This window comes from Rhizobium viscosum (genome assembly GCF_014873945.1).
Lineage (GTDB): Bacteria > Pseudomonadota > Alphaproteobacteria > Rhizobiales > Rhizobiaceae > Rhizobium > Rhizobium viscosum.
The window spans coordinates 246,156-259,373 of record NZ_JADBEC010000001.1 but is presented as its reverse complement, the minus strand read 5'-3'; the positions used below and the strand labels follow the sequence as shown (position 1 = coordinate 259,373).

Genomic DNA, 13,218 nt, shown 5'->3' with positions numbered 1-13,218 from the left:
TTACGCTCATACCTGCAGTGATTTCATGACATCGCCAATCCGCGCCTTCAAACGCTGCCCGTACCCAGCGCCCCCGATACAATCGCCCATGTTTGCAATCGAACCCTTTCCGGTTCCGTTCAGCTCTTTGTCCGAGCCAGAGAGATGGTGATAGTTTGACCCATTCTTCGCATGGATCCTCACGGCAAACGTCAGGATATCATTCGATTTAAAGATCTCATCCCAGTCGAGGCTGGTCGAAATAGTGCATATTTCATCGACATGATGGCTCCGCCATTTGTCCCTGTATTTTTGAATGGTTTGGTCGTCGCCGACATATTCGGTAACGTATTTGGCTATGTCGCGATAATTACTGCGCCAAGTCGTTTGAATAACCCCGCGCCCACGGAACTTAAAAAAGTCGGCGTGCAAAATCATGCCCGTCGTCTTAACGTCCCCTGATGTCGGATATTTAGACTGTGGGTATACGAATCCTGACCATATCGTATCACTGGTTTTTCTTAGCGCCGGCCATTCCGGTTCACCAGTTCGCTTCGCATGCACGTCCAGAAACACATCACTATTGAATAATTCGAGGCAGCTATAATTCTTGTTGTAGGACGCCTTGCTCCAGGAGCGGTTGTTGGTTTTAAGAATTACCTTATCGAAAAGATAGGAAATGCCGGGATGGTCTTTGTGGCCATATGATTCAGTTATCGATACGAGGTTGCCGTTACACTCGTTAATATGGACCGCCATGTAGCAGAGAAATTGCATAAGCGTCAGCGGTTCGCTTTGAAGATAAGACGTCCAATAATTGTTGAAATTGGAAGCTACATTAGGGCCTTGAATTCTTTTATTCTGGAAATTCCCTTTTCCAGCCAAGTCTCGATTAAACCAATCGATAAATGAATCGCCTTTTTTGGATTTGAAGTAGTCGTCTATATCTTTGGCAGATGCAAAAACAATTTTTGCCCCCGCGGGTGCCGAGTTTTTAGGTAGATCCGGTGCATTTGCGACGAGCGTGCTAATAGTTCCCGAGTTGAGTTCCCAAACGCCTGAGAAATCTGCGCGGCCGCTCTCGAAAGGTACATCGAAATCTGCCGTTGTTTGAGCGATGGCCTTAGTGGCGAATGGTATCAAAGCGGCGGCCTGTAAAATCGTTCTCCTGGTAAACATTTGCGAAGCTCCCAGTTCGCGTATTTATCACGTTATAGTTGCTTACCTCATTGCGACTTGCAAGAGAGTTCGACTGAAACTGCAATAAAAGTCTTCAGAGTGAGGAAATCGGTGGACCAAGGAAACAACATCGATCCGTGACGCAATGCCTTTACATCTCGTTATTTACCGGCGGCACTAAGTATTTTCACTTGATTTTACGCGCTGATCGCCTGTCGTTGATAGGCATGAACACGGAACACACGGACGGAGGCAGTCGGTCCCGCCTCCCTGCAGGCCGCTATGCTGAGGCTCCTGCGGCTGCACTTATTCCGCCCTTAGCGTGTCGAGAATTCCCGAAATCCCGTCGTGCGCCGGCGCGATGCTGATTTCTCCGATACTCTTCATTGTTTTGCTTGATGGAACGCAGCGGCGAGGCGAGGGAAGCCTTTATGGCTCAACGTGGTCCTTTCTCCGTATCCGCGTGACTTAAACGCTGACGTTCGCGCTCTTCTTCCGCGTCAACGATCGCAAGGTCCAAGAGATAGACCAACATTTGGCGACGGGCGTCCTTTTCCGCTATCGTCTTTGCTGCGTTCAGTAGGTCTATAAACAGGGAAATTTTCCGCTCCAAGATTCCTACTCGCTCAGCCTCAATGTCAGGACAGATATACTTTACCCTATTTCACGGCGCTTGCGCATATTCTCCGTGGTATTGGGGGCCTAGGGGCGTTGCCCCTTCTCCTCCCCAAACAGGATCTTCCACCCAGCTTCCTCCACTGTGCTGGCGCTGCGTTCCGTGCAGCCGGTTCCCCGCGAAGACCTGTTGTCCCCTTCCAGCCCCACCGCTCACGCGGCCCCGGGGAGCAGAACGCGGTTCTGCCCGTGTTCCACGACGACAATCAACGGAAGGACTCAGACTATGGACACCATCACAATGACCACCGAAACGGCCGTGGCCCAGCTCACCATCAATATCCGGCACGAGGACGAGAGCATTGCGCTTAATAGGCTGATGCCGAGTGCCGGTAACGTGCGGCGCGTGAACGCTACGGCGGGCTTGTCGGAGCTGGCCGACAGCATCGAGGCGCACGGGCTCATCCATAAGCTTACGGTGCGCAAAGGCAAAAAGGGCAAATACGAGGTGATTGCGGGCTCCCGCCGCCTTGGCGCCCTGCGTTTGCTAGCGAAGGAGGGACGGTTGGCGGAGGACGCGCCCATTCCCTGCACCCTGCGTCAGGCGGGTGACTCTACGGAAATCTCGTTGGCGGAAAACGTCCAGCGCGGGGCGATGCACTGGTCGATGAAATTCTTGCCTACCGGGAGCTTGCCGAGAATGGCATGGCCCCGGAGAGCATCGCGGCGCGGTTCGGCCAGTCGGTTATCACCGTGCGTCAGCGGTTGAAGCTGCCAGGGCTTGCCCCGAAGGTGCTGGACGTGTTGCGCGAGGATGCCATGAGCATCGAGCAGGCCCGGGCGTTGGCCATCAGCGACAGCCACGAGGAGCAGGAGCGGGCATCCGCCGCAACAAGCGCCGCTGATCATGATGGCTTACCGCTTTTATCCGCGCTGACGCCGCGCAGGACAAAATCTGGCGCGATACCATGGAGGTGTGGGGAGAAAAACAGGCGGACGCATACATTCTTGGGCTGCATGGATATTTGCGGCGACTATGCGAAGATCGGCTAATCCGGCGACAGCTTCCTCAACGATTGGCGGTCCCCGTGGAATTTCGGCGCCAAGCCTATTTCAGTCGCTACGAGCATCACTGCGTATTCTTTCGTGAACTTGAAAATGGCGATCTCGGTATTATGAACATTCTTCATTAGCGCATGGATCTGCCAGTGCGCCTCAAGGAGGATCTTGTCGCGATTTCAAAGAAATAGTACTGAAACAGCATCTATAATCGCGAAAACCACGCGGTGACTTTCCGGACAGGCATTTGGATTTGGGAGCGAAATGAGAACCTGCCTGTACTGTGACGCGCAGAAATCTGAGGAGTCGTTTTCCGACGAACACATCTGGCCGAATGCCTTGGGCGGCGACTTCCTGCCGCGCGATGTCTGGCGTACCGATGATGTCTGCCAATCTTGCAACAGCCTAGCCGGCGTATTCGTTGATGGAGCGTTCATCCGCAGTTGGGTAGGTCAAGCAGAGCTCTCGAATGGCTCCCTTGAATATCTGGCTGGCAAGGGCAAAGTCACGGCGATACCACTAGACTACCTTGGACCGATACAGGACGTGCCACTACCGGAAGGGCACGTTGCTGACTATTGGGCCGGTCCGTGTGGCGCCAACATAGTCCATATCCGCCCCGACGACGGTGACGAGGAATGGGTGACCTACGCTGGGGGTGACCCGCGTCGGAAAAGGTCCAAGGCTGGCCGAGCCTATGTAGCCCTCACATCAACAGAGGAATTCTGGATTCTAGTCAGCCTGGAGTCGTTTCGACAACACTTTCGTCGAGCTGAGCGTTTTGTCGTCAATGCGGAATTGCCGCCAAACTGGCCCTTTAGGAACCTTGATAGAGCCGACCCAATCCAAGCCGGGGATATGCAAACGGTCGATGCCGTTCTCAATGCCAGCCGTGATGGAAGCCGGATCCGCACGCGGCCCGCTATTTCGTTCGATCTCGGAAACAGGATGCTTGCAAAGCTCGGCCTGGGAGTTGGATACAAGCTCCTTGGTGAGGCTTTTCTCAGATCGGACTACGCCAAAACCTTGCGATGGGGGATGCGTGAAGCGAATACCGAAAAACGGCGGCTCATTCCCGTGCGCGGTTCGCCGCTCTTCGGTGGGGCAGGCCTAGGCGGTGCCGAGGAAATATTGAAGTGGCCGGGTGGTTGGGTCCTCATGGTCATGATCGTCGAAGGCAGTCTTGGCCTCTTTATTATCTCACCCTCAGGACGCTCCATGAACGTCTTGGTCTGTAACGACCAGGACCTGATTGACACTCTCGACCCGAACTATGTTGACGGAGTTGTGTGGATAACGGTGCCCGCCGCGGCAGAGGCGATTGGCCCGATTTCATTGCCTGCATATCTGGCGCATCAAATGAATACCGTGCCATCGCCGTCCCTCGTGGCACTTGCCGCCAAACGCGGAGATCGTGCAAATATCCCAAGTTGCCGTCCGACAGGACCGAGTTGAGAGACGACGCTGCCGGATGATCATAGGTGCTGACGCTCAAAAAAACGGCCCGAAGCGGAACTGATTGTATGGAAAAGCTGGCAGAGATTTTTGCGAAAATTCCTTGGGCCTCATTTGGACGGCAAACCCCTATTTCTCGCCTTGCCAAATCGATCCTTCCTGTCGGCAACCATTTCGGTGTCCAGAAACATCAATCCGGCGAAACTATTAGTAGTGAGGACCCCGGCTTTGAAGAGTGGATCATGGATATCCAGGGAACGGCATTTCAGTGTGGCCCTGGGAAGCTTCTCACCTGCTGGCATGTTTGCCAGGCTTTGGAGGTGAGGAGCGGTCACGCCTACATTCAAGCTGACACGATCTTCAATGGCAAACTGGCTAAGACCTACTATCCCATCACGAGTTGCTTCAATTTCATAGATCCCAGGCATCGGAAGGGGAATGCCTCGGTAGACGTTGGTGTCCTAATATGCCCCGTACGAAGCCCTGACGATCATAAGTATGAAGTGCCAGCCGTAAAATGGGGTGATTCTACTCGCGTGGGGATCGGCGATCGAGTCCTGATTGGCGGCTATCCTCTGGGACGCGACCTGTTTTTAACAGCCGCAACTAACCGAGGCATTGTGCAGCCGACTTTCTATGACGGCATAATCAGCGCGATTTTGCCGGCAACACAACCTGAGGAGACTCGCCTTTTTCAGATCAGTTCGGTTGCGCTGGGCGGCATTAGTGGAGGTGTGGTCTGTACAGCGGACACCGGCAAAGTCATTGGCATGGTGACAAGCGGTTTATCAGTGGAGAACGTTTCGCTTCCCATAACTTATGCTATCCCGAGCGAGGTGCTTCAGCCTTGGGTGGACGCCATAAGCTTTGTCACAAAGGATTAATGACGTTGATAGAACAACAGGGCAGGCCTTATTGATCACCGCTCTGAAGTACGGACTTGCCAAAACCTTCAAAGGTGATCCGGCATTTTGCGCCTGCCTCGCGTGCGCAAATCTCTGAAAATTTATAGATATCTTCTCCGCCATCTGGCCGGAGGATGCCGCTTTGTGTCGTGGTGCCCTCCAGAATAGCACCATCCATCTCGGTGCGACGGAACGCAATGTCAGCGCAAGCGCAATAGTGAATCGAGATGGGTCCAATTTTGAGCGCCTGAATGAAAACACCGGGTTCCGCCATATCAAACTCAACATCGAGAGTGGAGGCTGGACTATCGAGATCGCAGGAAAAGGTTGTGCCGATTTCTGTGATGAGCTGTATGCAGGTGAGGATGTCGTCCTGACTGGTGATGATATCATCGAATGTCAGCGCCAAATCCGTGTGTCCAGTGCGCTTCAACAGCGCGTCAGCGGCGGTAATCACCTTGTGGAAGTGGCTTATTCGTTTTCGATCGTCCGCGCCGAAGGATGCACTGATATTATTGGCTGCGAAAAGCTTGGTCATGCCGTCAACATAGACTTCGATCGAACCGTTGTCGCAACTTAGGATATCAAAGATATCGTAGATTTCCTTCCACCATCCGATCGGCTTCCGCTCGTCGCGAAGGTCAGGCATATCCAGGTTGAATGTGCCCGACATCAACAGGTGCATCTTGAGGGGATCGGATTTCACCAGAAACTGCATTTGCCTGAATTCCGCAACGCGTAAGGCCGGAGCGAAGATGTCTCCAGATCGGGTGACAGGGATGGAAGACTTATCTTTCCGAAAGAAGAGGCGGCAATCATGCCCTTTAGTTGGAGTGACCGTTATGGTTCCAGTCGTACCCATGGGGGGTGAAAGCGGTCGGGTTATGCCGAAGCGTTCTTCTGTGCCGTACATATTCGTCGCCCGCAATGGCTTTAATCCAAGGGCTGCCTGAATGAGCTCGCTGGTACTGGCTGCTTCTACCGTCATGCTGACTTTAAACGGATAGGGACCATACCCTGCCTTCCGAAGCTGGTTGTCCTTGGCAATTGCGTAAATCGAAGAGCCTGCGTAACGCACGCAGATGTCTCTTCCGGCAGCGATAATATCCTCGGCGACGAGGGGAACGGGTAGCCAGCTCGCGTCCTTACTCAATCTAACCTTCTGACGGTTTGTCACGCCTCCTTTTTGAGTGTCCCGGGTCAAACGCTTCAGCACGAGGTCGAGTACTTTGTCGCCCATATGAATCAGGAAAGCGTCCCGCTCATTGCGATCTTCGTCGATCGTCAAGACCAAAATAAACGCGGGTTCGGAAGATTTGGCTAGTCTTTCCAGCGAGATGAGTGAAGCCGTAAAGTGGGTGCCGCCGTGCCACATGGTTTTGATCTGAAAAACAAACGGATCCGGAATCGCACGTTTGTCGGCCGGAACCGAGGTTGGTAGCGCCGAATTTGGCACCTCAACTCGAAAATCCCATCCCGCGCGATCTCGCGTGGCTTTATTGGCAACAAGACCTGCTTTCGCACACATCGCTCCAAATGCTGCCTCGCCCAATTCGCCCAAGGTATCGGCATTAAGCGGCCTCGCATTCGACATCGAGTTTCTCCAGGTACGGCACTCTTCGATCTCGTGGCTCGGAACCAGGAGCTTGCGGCAGCAAGGTTCTTTGTCTGAGCCCACTGAGAATCAACAGAGGGCACTTTAGCGATTTTAGTATGCAGACAGCAGCCGTTACATGAAAGTTACATGGGGAGGCTTTGCGCGGCTATCAACAAGATAAGTGATTGAAAAATATGGTGGGCGGTACAGGATTCGAACCTGTGACCCCTACCGTGTGAACCACTCCTGGGCTATAATTCCCTAAATCCGAAATACAGCAACATGCTGTAAGTTCATCATTTTTTCGGTATTTGTGAACGTCATTTCTTTATTTCCCATGTAACATTTGGTATAAATCCGTTACATGGAAGTTACATGAAATGCCGAAATTGTATTTGACCGATTCTTTAGTTTTAACGGCGCAGTGCCCTGCCGATAAATACCAAGAAATCTTCTGGGATTACCCCGTTGGGGCAGATGGTCACATTCGTAGTGGTTCTGTCGCAGGTCTCGGTCTGCGCGTCACGGCTTTCGGAAACAAGGCTTTCGTCCATGTCTATCAATATAATGGCAAGCGCTACCGCAAAGCCATCGGATCGCCTGTCCTCCTCAACGTCGCATCAGCGCGCCTGGCCGTTGGGCAACGTGAGAGGCAGCTGGAAGCCGGGGAAAACCCTGATTCTGACACGGAAGATACGCGTCGCGCCCATCTGCTGACTGTTCGCGAAGCCATCGACCGGTATTGGGAAAGCCATATTCAGACGTTGTCGGAAGGATATCGGGACGGGTTTGCTCTATTCGTGGCGCGGTGGCGAAAGAGATCGCCCCGAGTGGAGACCCGCCGGGGGCACAACATCAAAAGGAGCTATGTCGATTTCGGGACAATGTTCAATGATCGGCCGTTTGCATCCATTAAACCTCTGGATATCGAACGATACCAGAAACAGTTTACCTCGCCCTATAGCCATAACGATGGCTTGAGGCATGTGAGCGCGTTGTACAACTGGGCGATCCGCATGCAGCTCGTTGATATGCGCAATCCGTGCACCCCAATCCGAATCCGGAAGGTTGTGCGGAACCGTCGCGACTATTCCACAGAGCAAATTCGCCAAATTGCACGCCACATCTTCTATCCAGTCTTGGAGGCCGTACCGGAAATCGAAACGCTCAGCGGATTGCAGAAGCGCAAAGCCGCTCTCGCCAAGGCGGTCATCCAAACGGGGAACGATCAGATGCTGGAACTCTGCAATCTGATGGGTATCCTCTTCCTGACTATGGCTCGCCCCAGCGATCTGGCAACGGCCAAGTTCGAGCATTTCGACCTCGAAAAGCTGATTTGGCACAAGCACAACACCAAGGGCATCAAGCTGTCTCGTTCGGCCTACGAATATGCATTCCGTTCAGTGCCGATCCACACCAAGGTCGCCGAGCTGGTGAGGGCGCAACGGATGCGCTGGCCTGAAAGCGAGCTGCTTTTCCCGTCACATCGCGATGCATCTCAACCGCGCGACAACTTCCGCCGCGGCCTCGCTCGCTTTAAGGCATTGCCGGGCGTCCCGGACTATTTCCAGTTATACGATCTTAAACGGATTGCGATTTCGCTAATGCTGGCGGGGCAGGGCGTCTCCCACGAAGCCATCTCACACTATGTCGATCACAAGGGGAACCTAGAAACAACGATGATCTACGACCTTGGGCTGGTCGATCCGTTGCGGCCGGTCACTGAGAAGCTTGGAGATCTTTTGGGTGTCTAGGCTGTCCGGATTCGGTGGCGAGGGGTGACGGCTTCGTGAGGCAATTGCTCCGGGTCTCACCCTATCCGCGCCACGGGTGGATCAAGGGTCGGCACCGCGCCCTTGCCGACATCCAAACGTAACCGTAGGCAGGGCATAACCCTTATGTTAAAAAGGATAATCGATACTGTCGTCGATGCTTGCATTTCTGCCGGAGCCTTTCTCGGACACGATGAAACTCGCTCGCTCATAGAGCTCATCATAGGTCAGGACTTCGATGTTCCGTGTGTCCCGCCGGAACAGCTCAAATGTCCTCAATTTAATCTCTCGCTCCTTTTCAGAGCCGGCGAAGGCCGCGTCGGATGACGTGATCAGGATGCATTTGGGGTCCAGGGTGCGTTGCCGCAACAGCTTCCCAGCTCCGTTGAGGTTCTTGTGGGCATTGGTCTCGGCTTTAATCTGCCAACTCGCTTTCTGCTCGAGGATTTGTGAAACGGCATCCGTGAAATCTCTCGACAGCCGCCAGCTATTTGCTCGGTTTTGGTTCTTTAGGAATAGTGGCGTGGATGGTTTTTTCACTTCGACCAGGACTGTGAAGTCCGTACAGCCCATGAGGAAGTCCACGATGGCGGCATCATTGCCGCTGAGATCGGTGTCCGCGATATGCGCCTCAGCCTGCAAGATATTCAGGTAACGGTAATCCAATCCGAAACCAAATATCCACGGATTCCTTTGAAAAAAATTCTGCCAGACCTTTTCTTCTTGTGGTGTCGTTAGGCCTTCTTCCACCTTGTATACGTCGAGGTAACCCGGCTCCTCCAGGAGTCGCTTGAAGATGCCGAGTTGTGCCTTGCGATAGCCGATATTGACGATGTCGTGGGATTGGATAAGGCCGCTTTGCAAGACCTCGTCGAGAATCTTATACCCTTCAGGTAAGGCAACGATGGACTTCACCTTATCAGCCGTTTCCCTGTCTATAGGGCCATAGCCTTCGTGAATCGCCAGCCTACGTTCGGTGACGCTGGCTAAATCCAACTCCGTCATTAGTTGAAGCAGCGCCATTATTTTCTGGAAAGAGAAGTGCGACAGGGCAATAGGATCGTCCGCACCTGACCACTGCTCTCGCCATCCGTCTTTGTACTCCTTGTATTTCCGCAGTTCGACCTTTGTTATCTCATTCCGTTCGGTGATGAAGGTAAACTTCACCTTTAGTCTGTTCCGAGACGGAAATGGCGGGATGTATTCAATTGAACGGCTGCCCCCCTCCTCGATGATGACGGTGAAGAATTTACCGTCACCGTTCTTGAATGGGTGCACATAAAGGTGGTCAGTGCGCCAGCCGCCTATCGTTGCCCCGTCGTCAAAGCCGCTCAAAGTGAATCCTCTTTTGTGCGACTGTTATACTACAGGTTGGTGAGGCTCTGAAGTGGGAAACACTTCAATGTCCGTTCGCTCCTGATGGGATTGACGTCATTTTTTTCATGTGACGCAATAGTTTTGCAGTGATTTTGACTGCTCCAATCCCGCCAACGAAAGTCTTTGCTCATGGAAGCCTTGCAGACGCTTGTGTTAACTGATGCGCAACTGCGCGATATGCTGGCCGAAGCTGCTAGGCGAGGGGCGGCACTAGCCGTCGAGGAGCTTCGTTCACAGCTCCATCAATCACCCGACGAAGCGACTCTGCAGAGGCTCCGCCTATACCTGTCAGATCCGGGGTCTTTGAAAGACCCATACACTCATTGGGCTCACAGCGGTATCATCCGCCAGATCGCGGCCACGGCGCGTGACAAGCCCAAATCCACCGCGTGGTTCATGAAATTCCAGCGCGAGACGAAACTCAACGAGTGTTTTAACCGGCCCAGCCCGGCGTATGGACGCCGCCGCGAGTGGACATTTTTTGACATTAAGCTGGCGTGGGATGCCTATTATCGCAGGCGATGACGATGTGTTTGCCGTTCAAATTCAGCCTGATTTGTACACATATTTGAACACATACACAGAGTAATGTAGATAATATCATTTAAAATCAATGTGATTAACTTTTGCGCAAGGGACTTAAAATCTCTCGGCCTTAGGCTATACGGGTTCGATCCCCGTCGCTCGCACCACATTGAATTATCGTTTGAAAAACAGCTTATCCTCCCTCGAACAGAAATCCCGATATTTCCTGGGGGAGGGGCAGTCGGGGCGCGGACGCGGAGACTAGGCCAAACAGGCCATAACGTTGTTGGATGGATTTTTAGCAAACTCCCGGACTGCTTGTTGCCTTGCAGACATGGTCGATTTTGCAAAGAAAGTATAAGCCTCATCTATGTTCACGGATGTCAAAGCGCTGGCTGCTTTGCCCGCCTCGTATAATCAGTGGACGCTAATTTAGATAGGCGATCGCAACGGCCTGAGGTAGAATAGGCCGAGGTCGCCAATTCCAGTCCGGTCATGGCGAATCGTTTGTGGCAAGTCGATGAAACAAAGACTAGCAGCAGTCCTAGCGGCCGACATGGCAGGCTATAGCCGACTGATGGAGGCGGACGAAGCCGGCACGCTCGCCCGGCTCAGAACGCACCGGATAGAGTTGATCGACCCTGCCATCGCCAAGAACGAGGGCCGCATCATCAAGACGACGGGCGACGGCATGCTGGTCGAATTCCAGAGCGTGACCGACGCTGTGAGATGCGCCGTGGAAGTCCAGCAGCGCATGAAGCGGCGCAATTCCGACGTGCCGCAGGATCGACGGATCGAATTCCGGATCGGCATCAATGTCGGCGATATCATTTTCGACGACGATGACATTTTCGGCGATGGTGTGAACATTGCCGCGCGCGTCGAACAACTGGCCGACGTCGGAGGCATCTGCGTCACGGCCGCGGTGGCGACGCAGATTGCCGACCGACTCGAAGTGGCCATCGAGGACCTTGGCGAGAAGGCACTGAAGAATATCAGTCGTCCGGTTCACCTTTACCGGGTCGGGTTCGACGACACCGTCCTCGCGCCCGCGGCGAATGCCGCAGACGGCAAGCGGACCGCTTCCAAACCCACGATCGTCGTTCTTCCCTTCAACAACATGAGCGGCGATCCCGAGCAGGAGTTCTTTGCCGATGGCCTGACCGAGGATATCCTCACCGAACTGTCGCGCCGCCACGAGCTCTTCGTCATCTCACGCAACTCCAGCTTCGTCTACAAGAGCCAACCCGTCAATGTGCGCGAGGTGGCCGAGAAGCTCGGCGCCCAATACCTGGTCGAAGGCAGTGTACGGAAAATCGGCGACAGGGTGCGCGTCACGGTCCAGTTGATCGATGCGGTCAACGATGCCCATGTCTGGGCGGACAAATACGACCGCAAACTCGATGACATTTTCGCCATCCAGGACGAGGTGACGGCCGCGATCGCCGCCACGCTTCCCGGGCGCGTCGAGGCGGCCCAGCGTGACCAACTCGCCCGCACGAAGCCGGCAAACATGGCCGCCTACGAATGTGCGCTCGCGGCCAAGGTGCTGCACCATAGAAGCAGCGTCTCGGACAACGCGCAAGCCCAGGCGCTGATCGACAGGGCCATCGAACTCGACCCAGGCTATGCGCATGCCCATGCCTGGCGGGCTTGCATCCTCGGGCAGGCCTGGGTGAACTGCTGGTGCAGTGACAAGGATGCGGTCTGGGCGCAAGTCAATTCCGAGCTGGAGCGGGCGCTTGCGCTCGACGACAACGACGCCGACGTGCATCGCATTCTCGCCGCGGTCAATGTCAACAACAATCAGTTGACGACGGCACGCTATCATCAGGAGCGTGCTCTCTCGCTCAACCCCAATTACGACCTGGTGGTGGTTCAGCAGGGTGAGTTGCTGACCTGGCTCGGCCGCCCCGAAGAAGGAGTCGAATGGATCCGCAAGGCCATGCGGCTCAACCCGCATCATCCGGCCCGTTTTTGGAGTCACCTCGGAAAAGCCCATTTCACCGCCCGGCAATATGGCGAGGCGATCGAGGCCTTCATGCATCTTTCCGCCATGGACCACGTCCAGCACGCTTTCGTCGCGGCCTGCTATGGCTGCCTCGGCGACGATATTGCCGCATCCGCACATATGAAGCAGGTCAAAGCGCTTGCGCCCGACTTCGGCATCGAGCCGTTCCTCGCCACGCTGCACTATACCCAAGAATCCGATACGCAGCATATCCGCGAGGGGCTGATCAAGGCGGGTGCCGGCGAGATCGTCTCAACGGCCAACGACCTGGAGAAACGCAGGAACCTTGGCTGAATTCCATATCTCTCGATAGTTGGCCAGATCCCCGCAACACCGCGACAAGAAAGCAGTGGATTGGCGCAGCGAGATATCCGTGGTTGCCGCTCGGCGTTTGTACCGCCGGTGAACGTGAGTGTCCGTTTGATACTCGGGAGTATGCTTTCAAGGTATCCTGAAGCGGGGGCGGCGCGATCGAAGTGCCCGCAGCAGCTTGATACTGAGCGCTGACTTAAGAGGTAGAGTTGTGACAGAAGCGAGAATCTTTCTGGGATGCTCCCGTGGGTTCGATCCCCGTCACTCGCGCCATCTTTATAAATCCGTTCGAATATGCTTGTATAATGTGAATAAACCATAGGCAGCGCTTGTCTATGGCCTCAACGGTGCAAAAAATGTAGGCACTGTGCGGTTGAGTAAGTATTGTCTTAGTGGGAGTAAGGCGATGGTTTACGACTGGAATGGTGCAAG

At 54.2% G+C, this 13,218-nt stretch carries 9 protein-coding genes and 2 pseudogenes; 8 read left to right on the top strand and 3 right to left on the bottom strand.

Features of this window, described 5'->3' with window-relative positions:
• Positions 1-6: 6 nt before the first annotated feature.
• On the bottom strand, positions 7-1,158 hold the full coding sequence (locus tag H4W29_RS01310) for a hypothetical protein (protein WP_192727347.1): 1,152 nt from the start codon (positions 1,156-1,158) through the stop codon (positions 7-9).
• A 901-nt stretch (positions 1,159-2,059) separates the two neighbouring features.
• On the opposite strand from H4W29_RS01310, the gene H4W29_RS01305 reads away from it, so the two are divergent.
• The 5 genes and pseudogenes from H4W29_RS01305 to H4W29_RS01295 all read left to right on the top strand — a co-directional run bounded on the left by H4W29_RS01305 (position 2,060) and on the right by H4W29_RS01295 (position 5,171).
• Positions 2,060-2,542, top strand: a complete 483-nt coding sequence (locus H4W29_RS01305) for a ParB/Srx family N-terminal domain-containing protein (RefSeq protein ID WP_246517081.1) — start codon at positions 2,060-2,062, stop codon at positions 2,540-2,542.
• Positions 2,494-2,601: pseudogene (locus H4W29_RS34895) on the top strand (hypothetical protein); the annotation flags it as partial. The gene H4W29_RS01305 and the pseudogene H4W29_RS34895, both read left to right, overlap by 49 nt.
• A gap of 79 nt (positions 2,602-2,680) precedes the next feature.
• A pseudogene (locus H4W29_RS34730) lies at positions 2,681-2,963 on the top strand (type II toxin-antitoxin system RelE/ParE family toxin); the annotation flags it as partial.
• A 133-nt stretch (positions 2,964-3,096) separates the two neighbouring features.
• On the top strand, positions 3,097-4,287 hold the full coding sequence (locus tag H4W29_RS01300; RefSeq protein WP_192727346.1) for an HNH endonuclease: 1,191 nt from the start codon (positions 3,097-3,099) through the stop codon (positions 4,285-4,287).
• Between the two features lie 26 nt (positions 4,288-4,313).
• Entirely contained in the window at positions 4,314-5,171 is an 858-nt protein-coding gene (locus H4W29_RS01295) for a trypsin-like peptidase domain-containing protein (RefSeq protein ID WP_312872257.1), read from the top strand.
• A 28-nt stretch (positions 5,172-5,199) separates the two neighbouring features.
• Here H4W29_RS01295 and H4W29_RS01290 read toward each other — a convergent pair whose 3' ends face one another.
• Positions 5,200-6,786, bottom strand: a complete 1,587-nt coding sequence (locus H4W29_RS01290) for a hypothetical protein (RefSeq protein ID WP_192727345.1) — start codon at positions 6,784-6,786, stop codon at positions 5,200-5,202.
• 383 nt (positions 6,787-7,169) lie between these two features.
• Here H4W29_RS01290 and H4W29_RS01285 point away from each other — a divergent pair, with 383 nt between their 5' ends.
• Positions 7,170-8,543: a tyrosine-type recombinase/integrase gene (locus tag H4W29_RS01285; RefSeq protein ID WP_192727344.1), complete on the top strand. Its 1,374-nt coding sequence runs from the start codon at positions 7,170-7,172 to the stop codon at positions 8,541-8,543.
• A 147-nt stretch (positions 8,544-8,690) separates the two neighbouring features.
• Here the strand turns inward: H4W29_RS01285 and H4W29_RS01280 are convergent, their stop codons facing one another.
• Complete coding sequence (locus H4W29_RS01280) at positions 8,691-9,896, bottom strand: Shedu immune nuclease family protein (RefSeq protein ID WP_192727343.1); 1,206 nt, start codon at positions 9,894-9,896, stop codon at positions 8,691-8,693.
• A 171-nt stretch (positions 9,897-10,067) separates the two neighbouring features.
• Between H4W29_RS01280 and H4W29_RS01275 the strand changes: the two genes are divergently transcribed.
• Both H4W29_RS01275 and H4W29_RS01270 read left to right on the top strand, forming a co-directional pair.
• Positions 10,068-10,463, top strand: a complete 396-nt coding sequence (locus tag H4W29_RS01275) for a hypothetical protein (RefSeq protein WP_192727342.1) — start codon at positions 10,068-10,070, stop codon at positions 10,461-10,463.
• A 520-nt stretch (positions 10,464-10,983) separates the two neighbouring features.
• Positions 10,984-12,768 (top strand): adenylate/guanylate cyclase domain-containing protein, encoded by a 1,785-nt coding sequence (locus tag H4W29_RS01270; RefSeq protein WP_192727341.1) that lies wholly within the window; start codon positions 10,984-10,986, stop codon positions 12,766-12,768.
• The last annotated feature ends 450 nt before the right edge of the window (positions 12,769-13,218 follow it).